The following is a 15,026-nucleotide window of genomic DNA, read 5'->3' on the forward strand; positions in this document are numbered from 1 at the left end:
TCCCACTCCTCGGCCTGGGTGGGCAGGTCGGCCAACGGCACCTCGATGTCGAGGACGTCCTCGACGCGGCGCAGCAGCGCCACCGTCGCCTTCGGGTTGGGCGGCTGCGAGACGTAGTGCGGGACGGCCGCCCAGAACGTCACCGCCGGGATGCCGGCGGCCACGCAGGCGTCCTGAAACACGCCCGCGATCCCGGTCGGACCCTCGTAGCGGGTCTCCTCCAGGCCGAAGAACTGCGCCGAGTCGGGGGAGTAGGCGGCACCCGACACCGGCACCGGCCGGGTGTGCGGCGTGTCGGCCAGCAGCGCGCCCAGGATGACGACGGTCTGGACGTTGAGCTTGTCGGCGATGGCGAGCAACTCCGCGCAGAACGTCCGCCAACGCATGTTCGGCTCGACACCGTGCATCAGCACGACGTCGCGATCCGAGCCCGACGGACGGCAGTGCGAAATGTGCATCGACGGCCACACCAGCTCCCGGGTGACACCGTCGACCTGACGGATCACCGGGCGGTTGACCTGATAGTCGTAATAGGCCTCGTCGTCGATCTCCACGATGGGCTCGGCCTCCCAGATGGCGTCCAGGTGCTCCAGCGCGTCGCTGGCCGCATCGCCGGCGTCGTTCCAGCCCTCGAACGCCGCCACCACAATCGTGTCGCGGAGTTCGGGCAGGTCGGCGGGCTTGCGGCCGGTCGCATCCGACGGGGTCACTACGCCAGCGTAAGGCTTGTTCGGGTTCGGTGAAGCCGTTGGGCGAATGCCCGGTTTGGTAGACCCACTACCCTGTTTATGTGACTGCCCCCAACGACCGCACCTACGACACCGACCTGCTCGACGCCCTGTCGCAGCGGGTAATGGTGGGCGACGGCGCCATGGGCACCCAGTTGCAGGCGGCCGATCTGACGCTCGACGACTTCAACCACCTCGAGGGCTGCAACGAGATCCTCAACGAGACCCGCCCGGACGTCATCGAGCAGATCCACCGCAACTACTTCGAGGCCGGCGCCGACGCGGTCGAGACCAACACCTTCGGCTGCAATTTGTCGAATCTTGGTGACTACGACATCGCCGACAAGATCCGCGAACTGTCGGAGAAGGCCACCACCATCGCCCGCCGGGTCGCCGACGAGATGAGCACCGCTGACCGCCGGCGATATGTACTGGGGTCGATGGGCCCGGGCACCAAGCTGCCGACCCTCGGGCACACCGAATACGCGGTGATCCGCGACTCGTACACGGAGGCCGCACTCGGAATGCTGGATGGCGGCGCCGACGCGATCCTCGTCGAGACCTGCCAGGACCTGCTGCAACTCAAGGCGGCGGTGCTGGGGTCGCGGCGTGCAATGGCGCAACTTGGGCGCCACATTCCGGTCTTCGCGCACGTCACCGTTGAAACGACCGGAACCATGTTGCTGGGCAGCGAGATCGGTGCGGCGCTGACCGCCGTCGAACCCCTCGGCGTCGACATGATCGGGCTGAACTGCGCAACCGGGCCCGCCGAGATGAGCGAGCACCTGCGCTACCTGTCGCAACACGCACGGACGCCGGTATCGGTCATGCCCAATGCTGGCCTGCCGGTGTTGGGGGCCAACGGCGCCGAATATCCGCTTACCCCAGACGAACTCGCCGAGGCGCTATCGGGCTTCGTGTCCGATTACAGCCTGTCGCTGGTCGGCGGCTGCTGCGGCACCACGCCCGAGCACATCCGCCGCGTCGCCGAGGCCGTCAAGCAATCCCAGCGCGCCGAGCGCCACATCACCTTCGAGCCCGCCGTGGCGTCGCTGTACTCGTCGACGCCGTTCCACCAGGACGCGTCGGTGCTGATGATCGGCGAGCGGACGAATGCCAACGGCTCCAAGGCTTTCCGCGAGGCCATGATCGCCGAGGACTACCAGAAGTGCCTGGACATCGCCAAGGACCAGACCCGCGACGGCGCGCACCTGCTCGACCTGTGCGTCGACTACGTCGGCCGTGACGGGGTCGCCGACATGACGGCGCTGGCCAGTCGGCTGGCGACGGCGTCGACCCTGCCGATCATGCTGGACTCGACCGAAACCCCGGTGTTGCGAGCCGGTTTGGAGCATTTAGGCGGCCGGTGCGCGATCAACTCGGTGAACTACGAGGACGGTGACGGGCCGGAGTCCCGCTTCACCAAGACCATGGAGCTCGTCGCCGAACACGGCGCCGCGGTGGTGGCACTCACCATCGACGAGGAGGGCCAGGCGCGCACCGCCGACAAGAAGGTGGAGATCGCCGAGCGGCTCATCGCCGACATCACCGAAAACTGGGGAGTTGACGAATCCTCCATCCTCATCGACACCTTGACGTTCACCATCTGCACCGGTCAGGAGGAGTCGCGGCGCGACGGCATCGAAACCATCGAGGCCATCCGGCTGCTCAAGCAGAAGCACCCCGACGTGCAGACCACGCTGGGCTTGTCGAACATCTCGTTCGGGCTGAATCCGGCTGCGCGCCAAGTGCTCAACTCCGTGTTCCTGCACGAATGCCAGGAGGCGGGTCTGGACTCGGCGATTGTGCACGCGTCCAAGATCCTGCCGATCAACCGGATCGACGAGAAGCAACGCGAAGTCGCACTGGATCTTGTCTACGACCGCCGCCGCGAGGGCTACGACCCGCTGCAGGAACTGATGCAGTCGTTCGAAGGCGTTTCTGCTGCCTCCTCGAAGGAATCACGCGCCGCGGAGCTGGCGAAGCTGCCGCTGCTGGAACGGCTGGCCCAGCGCATCGTCGACGGCGAACGCAACGGGCTGAATGCCGACCTCGACGAGGCGATGACCGAAAAGCCGCCGCTTGCCATCATCAACGAGAATCTGCTGGCCGGCATGAAGACCGTCGGTGAGCTGTTCGGCTCGGGGCAGATGCAGCTGCCGTTCGTGCTGCAGTCCGCCGAGGTGATGAAAGCCGCTGTGGCGTACCTGGAACCGCACATGGAGCGCTCCGACGACGACGCGGGTAAGGGCCGCATTGTGCTGGCCACGGTCAAGGGCGACGTGCACGACATCGGCAAGAATCTCGTCGACATCATCCTGACCAACAACGGATATGAGGTCGTAAATATCGGCATCAAGCAGCCGATTAACACCATCCTCGAGGTGGCGCAGGACAAGAGCGCCGACGTGGTCGGAATGTCGGGGCTGTTGGTGAAGTCGACCGTCGTGATGAAGGAAAACCTCGAGGAAATGAACACCCGCGGGGTGTCCGACAAGTTCCCGGTGCTGCTCGGCGGCGCCGCTCTCACCCGCAGCTATGTGGAGAACGATCTCGCCGAGGTCTACGAAGGCGAGGTCCATTACGCCCGCGACGCGTTCGAGGGCCTGCGGCTGATGGACACCATCATGAGCGTCAAGCGTGGTGAGGCGCCCGACACCGACAGTCCGGAGGCGATCGCCGCGCGGGAGAAGGAAGCCGAGCGCAAGGCCCGGCACGAGCGGTCGAAACGCATTGCGGCCGAGCGCAAAGCGGCCGAGACCCCGGTCGAGGTGCCAGCGCGATCCGACGTCGCTGCCGACGTTGACGTGCCCGTCCCGCCGTTCTGGGGTACCCGAGTGGTCAAGGGCATCGCGGTCGCCGACTACACGGGTCTGCTCGACGAGCGCGCGTTGTTCCTCGGGCAGTGGGGGTTACGCGGCGCGCGCGGCGGCGAAGGCCCGTCATACGAAGAACTCGTCGAGAGTGAGGGCCGTCCGCGGCTGCGCTATTGGCTGGATCGGCTGTCCACCGACGGCATCCTCGCGCATGCCGCGGTGGTGTACGGGTACTTTCCGGCGGTGTCCGAGGGGGACGACGTGATCGTGCTGGCCGAGCCCACACCCGGAGCACCGGAACGCTTCCGGTTCACCTTCCCGCGCCAGCAGCGGAGCCGGTTCCTGTGCGTCGCCGACTTCATCCGGTCCCGCGACCGAGCCGCCGAACTCGGTCAGGTCGATGTGCTGCCGTTCCAATTGGTGACGATGGGCCAGCCGATCGCCGACTTCGCCAACGAGCTGTTCGCCTCGGATTCCTACCGCGACTACCTCGAGGTGCACGGCATCGGGGTGCAGCTGACGGAGGCGCTCGCCGAGTACTGGCACCGGCGGGTGCGCGAGGAACTGAAGTTCCCCGATCACGCGATGGCCGCCGAGGACCCCGATTCGGTGCAGGACTACTTCAAGTTGGGTTACCGCGGTGCGCGCTTCTCATTCGGCTACGGCGCCTGCCCGAACCTCGATGACCGGGCCAAGATGATGGAACTGCTCGATCCGGGCCGCATCGGCGTGATGCTGTCCGAGGAGCTGCAGCTACACCCCGAGCAGTCCACCGACGCGTTCGTGCTGCACCACCCCGAGGCCAAGTACTTCAACACGTAGGTCAGCGGAACAGGGCGGCGTTCGCGGCAGCCCATTGCGCCACCGATTGCGCGGGGGTGCCTGTCAGGTCGGCGACCAGCTGGTTGGCATGCTGCGGCGCATCGACGCCGGTTGCGATCTCATCGAGATACCAGCGTGCGTACTCGCCCATGGCTGGCCGCAAGGCCGCCTCGGCCTCGGCCCGGCTGCACTCTTCGAAGCCGACATCGACGCCGATCCCTGCGCCGAGCTGCTCGGCGATTTCGGCGCGCGTTAGCGACTGCGGGCCGGTGATCGGGTACGTCTCGCCGTAGTGCTGCTGGTCGGCCTCGACCAGTAGCGTCGCGGCGACGCGGGCGATGTCGTCCATCGAGATCGGCGCCTCCACCACCGACGGATACGGATCGCGGACGGTGCGGGTGGCCTTGATCTGTTCGGCCCAGATGGTGAAGTTGTCGGTGAACTCGCCCGGTCCGAGTTGCGTGTTGACGAGCCCGGACGCGGTGATTTTGTCGGCATGCTCCTGCCAGTCACCGGCGCCGGACAAGGCCACCACGTAGCCCACGTTGGCGGTCTTCACCAGGTCGAGCGTCACGTCCAGCGTGTCCGGCAACGGCGCCAGGTAGATCCGTTGGACACCCTCCAGCGCATCCGGCAGCGAGTCCGGATTACCGAGGTAACCGGTTATCGCCGTTACACCGCCGGGCAGCCTCGCCTTCGCGGGGTTGGTGGTCAACGCACGGATGTCGTTGGCGCCGAGGTCGATCAGGTGATCGACGATGCGGCGGCCAATGTTCCCGGTGGCGCCGGTCACAAGAATGGTCATGATTTCCACGCTACGTCGTCCTCATGACAGAATCGCCGCGTGCGAGCGGTGCTCTGGGACATGGACGGCACCCTCGTCGACTCCGAGAAATTGTCTGGAACACGACCCGCGAGCGATGGCCGAGTCGGACCGCTGGCTGCACGACTACACCGCAGAACTGTTCGACGGGGGTTTGCCGTGCTGCGAGGCCGCGAAGGAGTTGTTGGAAGCGCTTGCCGCCCAGGGCACTCCGATGGCGCTGGTCACCAATACGCGGCGCGGCCTGACCGATCATGTACTGAACAGTATTGGCCGCCACTACTTTTCGGCTACCGTCTGCGGTGACGAGGTGCCATTGGGCAAACCCGCACCGGATCCTTACCTTTTTTCTTCGCTGGCCGAACTCGATGTCGCCGGTCTGCGTGTCGTTCATGGCAACTGAATTCGCAGTTCGAAGAACGCACCGCTTGACCTTGGGTTTGTGATTGAATGTGACGTCCATCACGCATTGCTGCGAAAGGTCGTCACATGGCCAGTCACGGACCCGTCGATGGTTCCCCTTCTGATGTGGACTACGAAGAAACCGAGCACGCCGGTCGTGTGGTCCGGATCGCGTCGGTAGCGGCTCTCGGCGGATTGCTGTTCGGCTACGACAGCGCGGTGATCAATGGCGCGGTATCGGCGATTCAGGATCACTTCAATATCGGTGACTTCACCGTGGGCGTCGCGGTCGCCTCGGCGCTGATCGGTGCGGCGGTCGGGGCACTGACGGCTGGCCGCCTCGCCGATAAGATCGGTCGGCTGTCGGTGATGAAGATCGCCGCGTTGCTGTTCCTGATCAGCGCGATCGGCACTGGCCTGGCGAACAGTGTCTGGCTAATCGTGTTGTTCCGGGTCGTTGGCGGCATTGGCGTCGGCGTCGCTTCGGTTATAGCGCCGGCCTACATCGCCGAGACATCACCACCGCGTATCCGGGGGCGGCTGGGCTCGCTGCAGCAGTTGGCGATCGTGTCTGGCATCTTCCTGTCCCTGGCCGTCGACTATCTGCTGGCCGAACTCGCCGGCGGGTCGCGCGAGGACCTGTGGCTGGGCATGGAGGCCTGGCGCTGGATGTTCTTCATGATGGCGGTTCCGGCGATCGTGTACGGCGTTCTGGCCTACACGATTCCCGAGTCACCCCGTTATCTCGTTGCCACATACCGTGTTCCGGAAGCACGTCGGGTGCTGACGCTGCTGCTCGGTGAGAAGAACCTGGAGCTGACCATCACACGTATCCAGGAATCGCTGAAGGCCGAGAAGCCACCGTCGTGGCGGGATCTGAGAAAGCCGACCGGCGGTTTCTACGGCATCGTCTGGGTCGGTGTCGGTCTCTCGGTGTTCCAGCAGTTCGTCGGCATCAACGTGATCTTCTACTACAGCATTGTGCTGTGGGAGGCGGTCGGTTTCGGCGAGAGCCAGGCGTTCGTCATCACCGTGATCACGTCGATAACCAACATCGTCACCACCCTGATCGCGATCGCTCTGATCGACAAGATCGGCCGCAAGCCGCTGCTGCTGATCGGATCGACCGGCATGGCGGTCACGCTGGGCACCATGGCGGTGATTTTCGCTACCGCCGGCCGCGAGGTGGTGGACGGCAAGGAGCAGCCGGTCCTTGCCGGCGCGTCCGGACCGATCGCGTTGATCGCGGCCAACCTGTTCGTGGTGGCGTTCGGCATGTCGTGGGGCCCGGTGGTGTGGGTGCTGTTGGGCGAGATGTTCCCGAACCGCATCCGCGCGGCCGCACTGGGTCTGGCCGCCGCAGCCCAGTGGGTGGCCAACTGTCTGATCACCGCCACGTTCCCGGGGCTGCGTGACGTGCTCGGCGCCGCCTACGGGTTCTATGCCCTGTGCGCGGTGCTGTCGTTGCTGTTCGTCTGGCGGTGGGTGGAGGAAACCAAGGGCATGCACCTGGAGGACATGCACCGCGAGGCCTGGCACCAGAAATCCGGCGCCGCGGCAAAACCCGCGTGACCGGCCCGGCCTTCGCGTGAAACAATCGCGTGCCGTGAAGACCTTCGACGCCCTGTTCGCCGAACTGAGCCAGAAAGCGCGCACCCGCCCGGATGGTAGCGGCACGGTCGCCGCGCTGGACGGCGGCGTGCACGAGCTGGGCAAGAAGATCCTCGAGGAGGCCGGCGAGGTGTGGCTGGCCGCCGAGCACGACGGCGACGACGCGCTGGCCACCGAGATCAGCCAGTTGCTGTATTGGACGCAGGTTCTGATGATCTCGCGCGGGCTCACCCTCGACGACGTGTACGAGAAGCTGTGAACGGCATATTGCGGGTCGCCGTACCCAACAAGGGCACGTTGAGCGAACCGGCCGCCGAGATCCTCGCGGAGGCCGGCTACCGCCGCCGCACCGACCCGAAGGACCTCACGGTCCTCGACCCGGTCAACGACGTCGAGTTCTTCTTCCTGCGGCCCAAGGACATTGCGATATATGTCGGGTCGGGACAATTGGATTTCGGCATCACCGGACGGGATTTGGCGGCGGAATCCGATGCCCCGGTCCGAGAGCGGCTGGCCCTGGGCTTCGGATCATCCACTTTCCGCTACGCCGCGCCCGCGGGCCGGGACTGGAGCGTCGGCGACCTCGCCGGCAAGCGGATCGCCACCGCGTTCCCCAACCTGGTGCGAAAAGATCTGGCGGCGCGCGGTATTGATGCCACCGTGATCCGGCTCGACGGCGCGGTGGAGATATCCGTTCAGCTCGGCGTGGCCGACGCCATTGCCGACGTCGTCGGCTCGGGCCGCACGCTGGGACTGCACGACTTGGTGGCGTTCGGTGAGCCGCTGTGTGATTCGGAGGCCGTCCTGATCGAACGCCTTGATGCTGATGACCCCGGTGACGTCGATACCGTGACCCGCGACCAATTGGTGGCGCGCGTGCAGGGCGTGGTGTTCGGCCAGCAGTACCTGATGCTGGACTACGACTGTCCGCGCACCCTGCTCGACCGCGCGACCGCCGTCACGCCCGGATTGGAGTCGCCCACCATTGCCCCGCTGGCCGATCCCTCGTGGGTGGCGGTGCGGGCGCTGGTCCCACGTCGCGACGTCAACGCGATCATGGACGAACTCTCCGGCATCGGGGCGAAGGCAATCCTGGCCTCCGACATCAGGTTCTGCCGCTTCTGATTCGGCCGGTCTCGCGCCGTTCTGCGTGCTAGCGTCCGGGTGTCGTTTCCACAGGTCGGGAGGTCCGCATGACGTTCTTTTGTGTTCTGCTGCTCGCTGCGCTGATCGGTGTCGTCGCCGGATTGCGCGCGCTGACCGCGCCCGCCGTGGTGGCATGGGCGGCCGCCATTGGCTGGATCAGCCTCGACGGAACGTGGGCGGAGTGGATGGCGCACCCGATCACGGTCACCGTGCTCACCATCCTCGCGGTCGCGGAGTTGATCACCGACAAGCTGTCGAAGACGCCGAGCCGCAGGACGCCGATGCAGTTCGCGGCCCGGCTGGCCACCGGCGGTTTCGCGGGCGCCGTGCTCGCCACCGGTGCGATCTTCGAGCCGACGGCGTGGGAGATCATCGCCGCTGTCGGGGCCGCCTGGATCGGCGCCGTGCTGGGAACGCTGGCTGGCGCCGAGGGCCGCAAGCGCCTCGCCGCGGCCACCGACGGGTACGACCTGCCGGTCGCGCTGACCGAAGATGCCGTCGCGGTCCTCGGCGGATTTGCGGTGGTGGCGCTCGCGTCGGTCATCTGAATGCCGACCGGAACACAAAAATTCGACGCCATCGTGGTCGGCGCCGGTCAGGCCGGGCCGCCACTGGCTAACCGGTTGACCGCCGCCGGTCAGACCGTTGCGGTGATCGAACGCAAGTTGGTGGGCGGCACCTGTGTGAACTACGGCTGCATCCCCACCAAGACGCTGGTGGCCAGCGCGCATGCCGCTCAGCTGGCCCGCCGCGGTGCGGACTACGGCGTCGGCACCGGTGACATCGCCGTCGACATGCGAAAAGTCAAGGCACGCAAGGACAAGATCATGCTCGACGACCGGCACGGCGTCGAGTCTTGGCTGCAGGGCATGGACGGCTGTACCTTCATCCGCGGGCACGCGCGTTTCGAAGATCCGCATGCCATTCAGGTTGACGACCAACTCCTGGAGGCCGACAGGATCTTCCTGAACGTCGGTGGCCGGGCGGTGGTGCCCGACATGCCGGGCCTGTCCGACATCGACTACATGACCAACGTCGGCATCCTCGAACTCGACACGCTGCCAGAACATCTCGTCATCATCGGCGGCAGCTACATCGCGCTGGAGTTCGCCCAGATGTATCGGCGGTTCGGCGCCCGCGTCACGGTGATCGAGAAGGGACCGCGCCTGGCATCCCGCGAGGACGAGGACGTGTCGGAGGCCATCAAGGAGATCCTCGAAAACGAGGGCATCGCCGTGGAACTGGACGCCACGGACATCCAATTTAGCAAGCGCGACAAGGGTTTCGAGGTGATACCCCGGGAGGGCGCGGCCTCAATCGCCGGCTCACACCTCCTGATGGCCATCGGACGGCGGCCCAATACCGACGACCTTGGCCTGGAAAACGCGGGTGTACAGACCGATGAGCGGGGCAACATCATCGTCGATGACGAGTGTCGGACCAACGTCGACCACATCTGGGCGATGGGAGACTGCAACGGCCGCGGCGCATTCACCCACACCTCATACAACGACTACGAGATCGTGGCCGCCAATCTGCTCGACAATGATCCGCGCCGGCTGTCCGACCGCGTGCCCACCTACGCGCTGTACATCGACCCGCCACTGGGCCGGGCCGGTATGACGGTCGGCCAGGTACGCACGTCTGGCCGAAAAGCGTTGGTGGGCAAACGACCCATGACACGGGTCGGACGGGCGGTCGAGAAGGGGGAGACCCAGGGCTTCATGCAGGTGGTGGTCGACGCCGAGACCAAGGAGATCCTCGGTGCGGCGATCCTGGGAACCGGTGGCGATGAGGTTGTCCACGCGATCGTCGACATAATGACGGCCAAGAAGCCCTACACCGCGATCTCCCGCACGATGCATATCCATCCGACCGTCAGTGAGCTGGTGCCGACCCTGCTGCAGGAGATGAAGCCGCTGGAGTAGCCAAGCCGTCAAATCCGTTGTGCGGCGTCATGAGTTGGCGACCTCCCGATAGCGTTCTGCCCAGTACCGGCGATAACGGCCGATCCACTCGTCGATCTCAACCAGGCCGTCGGCGCGCAGCGCATAGATCCGGCGCTGGGCATCCGGGCGCACCTCGACCAAGCCGACCTCGCGCAGCACTCGTAGGTGCCGTGACACCGTGGGCTGGGTCAGCCCGGACAGGGTCGCGACCAACTCACCCGCCGTGCGCTCGCCGTCGGTGAGGGCGTCGAGCAGCGCGCGCCGGCTGGGCTCGGCGACCGCTTCAAAGACGTCCACGCCGCGAGTATTTCATCACATCTATATAGATGCAAGTAGATATAGCTAACGAAGGCTGGCATGGAGCAGGCGCAGCTGCCCGATTTCGGAGATGTTCTTGGTCAACTCGACGTTCACCCACAACGCGGTGTGCGCGAGGGTGCGGCCTGCGTCGGCGTCCCACGGAAACGACGACGGCGCAGCTAGATCGTCGGCGGTCCGATTGGACAGCAACTCGCGCCACTGCGCCGCCAACTCCCGCAGCCGTGCAACGCTCACGGTGCCGTTGCCTGGCCACACAACGTCCGTGCGTTCACGGGGCGTCACGCCGGCAAGGTGATCGATGGCCACCGACCACCACCATTGGATGTGCCAGGTGAGCCAACCGATCGTCGGCACCGGCACCGGATCGGGTTCCGTGTCGGCCCAGTCTGGCCGCCATAAACCGGAGGCGTCGGGCCGTACCGTCCACGTCAACGGTGCGGGCTCCCACAGAAAGTCGTCGTCAGTGAGCGCGGACAAGTGCAGGTCGGCCAGCGCCCAGGCGAGGTCAAACTGCCACAAGAGGTCGTCAGTCATGGACGCCGCTGGACGAACAGCGTCTGGGCACAGGTTCCGATGAATCCTTGCCGGTCGAAGATCTCGGCGGTGGTGAGGCCGATGCCGTCGGGTCCGATGGACCCGCGGGCGCGTAGCGCGAAGTCATTGCCGACCGGTGTCCGGTGCAGGTGCACAACGGTGTCGGTGTTCATGAACATGAACCGCTCGGGATCCAGTGCCGCGCCCGCGCCGTTGGCGCAGTCGACCACCAACGCCAGCCGCTGAACCTCCGTCATCTCCTCGTCGTCCACCAGGTGGCCGAGCGGACTCAGCCAAACCACCGCCGCGCCGTTGTCGAGTGACTTCTGCCTGCGCCAGCTGATCGCCTCCAGGTAGCCGGTGGCGCCCTCCCAGCTGTGCGGCATCGGGTCCGCCTCGCCCTCCACCAGCGGCGGATAGCGGTCGGACGCGGCGTCGGCGGTGTCACTGGTGGCCAGCAGCCACGCCGTGACGCGGGCGACCGCGCGGTCAGGGCCGTCGGGACGCGCGGCGAGCATTTCGGCGGCCATCATCGAAATGCGGCTGCCGGGACGTTCTACCCAGGCCCGAACCCGCACCGGCGCAACGGGTATGGCGCCCAGGATGTCCAACGACAGCCGGCCGACGCGCCGCCCGGAGTCACCGGCGAGTTCCTCGATCAGCCTGGTCAGCAATGCCAGCGGCGGCGAGCCGTGCTGGATGTCGGGATCCCAGTTGCTGCGGGTGTTGTCGGTGGATTCGAACACTTGGTACTGGCCGTCGGCCGCTAGCCGACGGTAGTGGGGGCCGATCACGCAGCGGGCTCCGACGAATACAGCACCGCGTCATCGCCGCCTTCGGCGGGGCGCTCCGGCCAGCCGGGGTACGGCGGCGGGGTTCCGCCGAACACCGGGCAGTGCGCGTGATGCGCACACCAGTCGCACAGCTTGGACGGGTGGGGGCGGAAATCGCCTGTCGCCCCGGCGGATTGGATGGCCCGCCAGATGGCCATCAAGGTCTTCTCGAACCGCAGCAGCTCGTCGAGATCGGGGGAGTAGTCCAGCACCTGGCCGTCGGCCAGATACAGCAGCCGCAGCCGGGCCGGCAGCACCCCCCGCGACCGCAGCAGCGCCACCGCGTAGAACTTCATTTGGAACATCGCCTTGAACTCGGCCAGGGCCCGTGCCGCCGGCGGCGCCTTGCCGGTTTTGTAGTCGACGACCCGCACCTCACCGGTGGGTGCGACGTCGATTCGGTCGACGAACCCGCGCAGCAGCGTGCCGTCGGCGAGCTCGACCTCGACGCGCTGTTCGCAGCTCTCCGGGTCGAACCTGGTCGGGTCCTCGAGCCGGTAGTAGCCGGACAGCAGGGCGCGGGCCTCCTCGAGCAGTTCGGTCTGCAGCGCCGGCTCGATGTCGGCGGCCAATTCGGGCTGGGCCGCGAGGAGCCGTTCCCACGCCGGCGCGACCAGTGACATCGCGGTCTCGGGCACGCGTTGCGCCGCGGGCAGGGCGTACAGCTGCTCGAGGGCGGCATGCACGATCGATCCGCGCAGCTGCGCGGTGGACGGCGGCTCGGGCAACCGGTCGATCGCCCGGAACCGATACAGCAGTGGGCACTGCTTGAAGTCGCTGGCCCGTGACGGCGACAGGGCCGGGCGGCGCGGTGCCGGGGCCTCTTGGTCGTCACTGCCGTTCATATGGGCAGCTTATGGCGGGCCCCCGACAACCCCGAGCACCCGTCCCGGCGCGTCTGCTGGCAGGCTGAACAGCGTGCCAGGAAAATCGTCGACGGGTCCCTTCGCCGTTGGTGATCGCGTGCAGCTCACCGACGCGAAAGGCCGGCACTACACGATGGTTTTGGCTCCCGGTGAAGAATTTCACACCCACCGCGGCGCGATCGCCCACGACACCGTGATCGGGCTGCCGGAGGGCAGTGTGGTCAAGTCCACCAACGGCGATCTGTTCCTGGCGCTGCGGCCACTGCTCATCGACTACGTGATGTCGATGCCGCGCGGCGCGCAGGTCATCTACCCCAAGGACGCCGCCCAGATCGTGCACGAGGGCGACATCTTCGGCGGCGCTCGGGTGCTGGAGGCAGGTGCCGGTTCCGGCGCGCTGACCTGCTCGCTGCTGCGGGCCGTCGGCCCCGATGGGCAGGTGGTGTCCTACGAGTTGCGCGACGACCACGCCGACCACGCGGCGCGCAACGTCGCGACCTTCTTCGGTGAGCGTCCGGCCAATTGGGAGTTGGTCATCGCGGACGTCGCGGACTACGCCGGGCCGGAAGTGGATCGCGTGGTGCTCGACATGCTGGCCCCGTGGGAGGTGTTGGACACCATCGCGACCGCGCTGGTGCCCGGCGGGGTGCTGATGATCTACGTCGCGACCGTGACCCAGCTGTCGCGGTCCGTGGAGGCCCTGCGTGAGCAGCAGTGCTGGACCGAGCCGCGGGCGTGGGAAACGCTGCGGCGGGGTTGGAACGTCGTCGGGCTGGCGGTGCGACCCCAGCACAGCATGCGCGGCCATACCGCGTTCTTGATCAGCGCGAGGAGATTGGCTCCCGGCGCCGTGACCCCGACGCCGCTGCGCCGCAAGCGGCAGACTTAGTCGTCGGTGCTGCGCCGCAGACCGCGCCGCGCCGAGAGCAGTTCCAGCTCCGGGCGGGCGGCGACGAGGCGCTCGGCAGCGTCGAGCACGTCCACCACATGACGGCGGTCGGCGGACACCACAGCCACGCCGACGCCGGCCCGGCGGTACAGGTGCTGCGACCCGGTCTCGGCCGCCGAGACGCTGAACCTGCGGTGCAGTTCCGCGATCACCGGGCGGATCACCGAGCGCTTCTGCTTGAGCGAGTGCACGTCGCCGAGCAGCAGGTCGAACTCGAGCCAGCCGATCCACATGGCGCGGTCGTCAGCGAGTTGGCGTGGCCGGGGTAGCTGGCGGGCCCAATTCGAGCAATAGATCCGCGGTCTTCCGGTTCAGCTGCCAGCTGTCGCGGATCGGGGTGAATTCCATCGGAAAAGTGAAGTTGCCCGCCTGCTGGTTGGCGGCGGTGACCGTGACGGTGGCCAGCACGTTGCCCGGCTCGGCCTCCGACCACCTCAGGTCGGTGGCCTCGATCGTCAACGGCATGGCGCCGCCGTCGGCCAGTGCCCGGCCGAACCGGTCCAGCGCTGCGGCGTCGTCGGCGGTCGTGTACTCGACGAGCGCGACCTTCTCCGCACCCGGCACGGCGGGATCCGAGAGACGATAGAGCACGTCGGTCAGCGCGGTCGGCGGCGGAAGGGGAGAGGAAACCGGAGCCGCGGGCACGGTTGGTGCGCCGGCGGCCGTCGGGGACGGCGATGGTGTCGGCGACGGGTTGCTGCTGCAGGCGGCCAGCCCGATGACACCCGAAAGCACGACAGCGGCGAAGGGCATCACCGCTAGCCGCTGTCGTGCAGTGGACGAAATCAGCTGAATGCGCTCAGTACCGTCGTGGCCGACCCGCGGGACAGCTTCCAGGCGCCCCCTTCGTTCACAAAGGTGATCTGCTGGCTGCTGCTACCTGCCGAAACGGTCGATGTCGCGGTGTTGCCGGCGCACACCGGCGGCGAAACGTTGAACGCCACCGGCAGGGTGCCCGTGGCGTAGGCGTTCTTCAACAGGCGATCGGCGGTCCGGCCTTCGATGATCCCGACGCCGCCTTCGACCAGACCGCCCTTCGCACGGAAGGAGGGTCCCGGCGCAGCGAGGCCGTCGAGCACGCCTTGAAGCGTGCCCGAGTCGACGGCGCATTCGTCGGCGGCAGATATCGCGGGGGATGCAATGGAAGTCACACCCACCGCCGCACCGGCCATCACAGTGGCAGCTGCGGCGCCGGTTACGAGGGTTTTCAGGGTCACGGCTGTCCT

At 66.8% G+C, this 15,026-nt stretch carries 16 protein-coding genes and 1 pseudogene; 8 read left to right on the forward strand and 9 right to left on the reverse strand.

Annotated features, from left to right (window positions below; translation table 11 throughout):
• Positions 1–710: PAC2 family protein (locus tag ACRDU5_RS22370; RefSeq protein WP_526617180.1), on the reverse strand; the 710-nt coding region annotated here is incomplete at its 3' end.
• A gap of 80 nt (positions 711–790) precedes the next feature.
• Here ACRDU5_RS22370 and metH point away from each other — a divergent pair.
• On the forward strand, positions 791–4,366 hold the full coding sequence (gene metH, locus ACRDU5_RS22375) for a methionine synthase (RefSeq protein WP_526617181.1): 3,576 nt from the start codon (positions 791–793) through the stop codon (positions 4,364–4,366).
• Between the two features lies 1 nt (position 4,367).
• Here metH and ACRDU5_RS22380 read toward each other — a convergent pair whose 3' ends face one another.
• Positions 4,368–5,171: an NAD(P)H-binding protein gene (locus ACRDU5_RS22380; RefSeq protein ID WP_526617182.1), complete on the reverse strand. Its 804-nt coding sequence runs from the start codon at positions 5,169–5,171 to the stop codon at positions 4,368–4,370.
• A gap of 39 nt (positions 5,172–5,210) precedes the next feature.
• Here ACRDU5_RS22380 and ACRDU5_RS22385 point away from each other — a divergent pair.
• From ACRDU5_RS22385 to ACRDU5_RS22410, 6 genes and pseudogenes are all read left to right on the forward strand, one after another.
• A pseudogene (locus ACRDU5_RS22385) lies at positions 5,211–5,535 on the forward strand (HAD family hydrolase); the annotation flags it as partial.
• 143 nt (positions 5,536–5,678) lie between these two features.
• Entirely contained in the window at positions 5,679–7,163 is a 1,485-nt protein-coding gene (locus tag ACRDU5_RS22390) for a sugar porter family MFS transporter (RefSeq protein ID WP_526617183.1), read from the forward strand.
• Positions 7,164–7,179: 16 nt separating this feature from the next.
• Entirely contained in the window at positions 7,180–7,461 is a 282-nt protein-coding gene (locus tag ACRDU5_RS22395; protein WP_526617184.1) for a phosphoribosyl-ATP diphosphatase, read from the forward strand.
• A 5-nt stretch (positions 7,462–7,466) separates the two neighbouring features.
• Positions 7,467–8,327, forward strand: a complete 861-nt coding sequence (gene hisG, locus ACRDU5_RS22400; RefSeq protein WP_526617217.1) for an ATP phosphoribosyltransferase — start codon at positions 7,467–7,469, stop codon at positions 8,325–8,327.
• 68 nt (positions 8,328–8,395) lie between these two features.
• On the forward strand, positions 8,396–8,896 hold the full coding sequence (locus ACRDU5_RS22405) for a DUF4126 family protein (RefSeq protein WP_526617185.1): 501 nt from the start codon (positions 8,396–8,398) through the stop codon (positions 8,894–8,896).
• On the forward strand, positions 8,897–10,276 hold the full coding sequence (locus ACRDU5_RS22410; RefSeq protein WP_526617186.1) for an FAD-containing oxidoreductase: 1,380 nt from the start codon (positions 8,897–8,899) through the stop codon (positions 10,274–10,276).
• Positions 10,277–10,303: 27 nt separating this feature from the next.
• Here the strand turns inward: ACRDU5_RS22410 and ACRDU5_RS22415 are convergent, their stop codons facing one another.
• Genes ACRDU5_RS22415 through ACRDU5_RS22430 form a run of 4 tightly spaced genes read right to left on the reverse strand, consistent with a single transcriptional unit; the run spans position 10,304 to position 12,830 of the window.
• Positions 10,304–10,594: an ArsR/SmtB family transcription factor gene (locus ACRDU5_RS22415; protein ID WP_526617187.1), complete on the reverse strand. Its 291-nt coding sequence runs from the start codon at positions 10,592–10,594 to the stop codon at positions 10,304–10,306.
• A gap of 45 nt (positions 10,595–10,639) precedes the next feature.
• On the reverse strand, positions 10,640–11,152 hold the full coding sequence (locus ACRDU5_RS22420; protein WP_526617188.1) for a DinB family protein: 513 nt from the start codon (positions 11,150–11,152) through the stop codon (positions 10,640–10,642).
• On the reverse strand, positions 11,149–11,946 hold the full coding sequence (locus ACRDU5_RS22425; protein ID WP_526617189.1) for an acyl-CoA thioesterase domain-containing protein: 798 nt from the start codon (positions 11,944–11,946) through the stop codon (positions 11,149–11,151). Before ACRDU5_RS22425 ends, ACRDU5_RS22420 begins: the two co-directional genes overlap by 4 nt.
• A complete protein-coding gene (locus ACRDU5_RS22430; RefSeq protein ID WP_526617190.1) occupies positions 11,943–12,830 on the reverse strand; it encodes a RecB family exonuclease in 888 nt (295 codons plus the stop codon). The genes ACRDU5_RS22425 and ACRDU5_RS22430 overlap by 4 nt, the downstream gene beginning before the upstream one ends.
• Before the next feature lie 73 nt (positions 12,831–12,903).
• Here ACRDU5_RS22430 and ACRDU5_RS22435 point away from each other — a divergent pair, with 73 nt between their 5' ends.
• The gene (locus ACRDU5_RS22435) at positions 12,904–13,740 is read left to right on the forward strand and encodes a class I SAM-dependent methyltransferase (protein ID WP_526617191.1); all 837 of its coding nucleotides are present in this window, start codon (positions 12,904–12,906) and stop codon (positions 13,738–13,740) included.
• On the opposite strand, the gene ACRDU5_RS22440 is transcribed toward ACRDU5_RS22435, so the two are convergent.
• The 3 genes from ACRDU5_RS22440 to ACRDU5_RS22450 are packed head-to-tail and all read right to left on the reverse strand — an operon-like array spanning position 13,737 to position 14,972.
• Entirely contained in the window at positions 13,737–14,033 is a 297-nt protein-coding gene (locus ACRDU5_RS22440) for a DUF503 domain-containing protein (RefSeq protein ID WP_526617192.1), read from the reverse strand. The two genes, ACRDU5_RS22435 and ACRDU5_RS22440, sit on opposite strands and share 4 nt — an antisense overlap.
• A gap of 10 nt (positions 14,034–14,043) precedes the next feature.
• A complete protein-coding gene (gene lppK / locus ACRDU5_RS22445) occupies positions 14,044–14,589 on the reverse strand; it encodes a lipoprotein LppK (RefSeq protein WP_526617218.1) in 546 nt (181 codons plus the stop codon).
• Positions 14,586–14,972, reverse strand: coding sequence for an MTB12 C-terminal domain-containing protein (locus tag ACRDU5_RS22450; protein WP_526617193.1), 387 nt, complete (start codon positions 14,970–14,972; stop codon positions 14,586–14,588). Before ACRDU5_RS22450 ends, lppK begins: the two co-directional genes overlap by 4 nt.
• Positions 14,973–15,026 lie beyond the last annotated feature (54 nt).

Source organism: Mycobacterium sp. (assembly GCF_050701515.1).
Taxonomy (GTDB): domain Bacteria; phylum Actinomycetota; class Actinomycetes; order Mycobacteriales; family Mycobacteriaceae; genus Mycobacterium.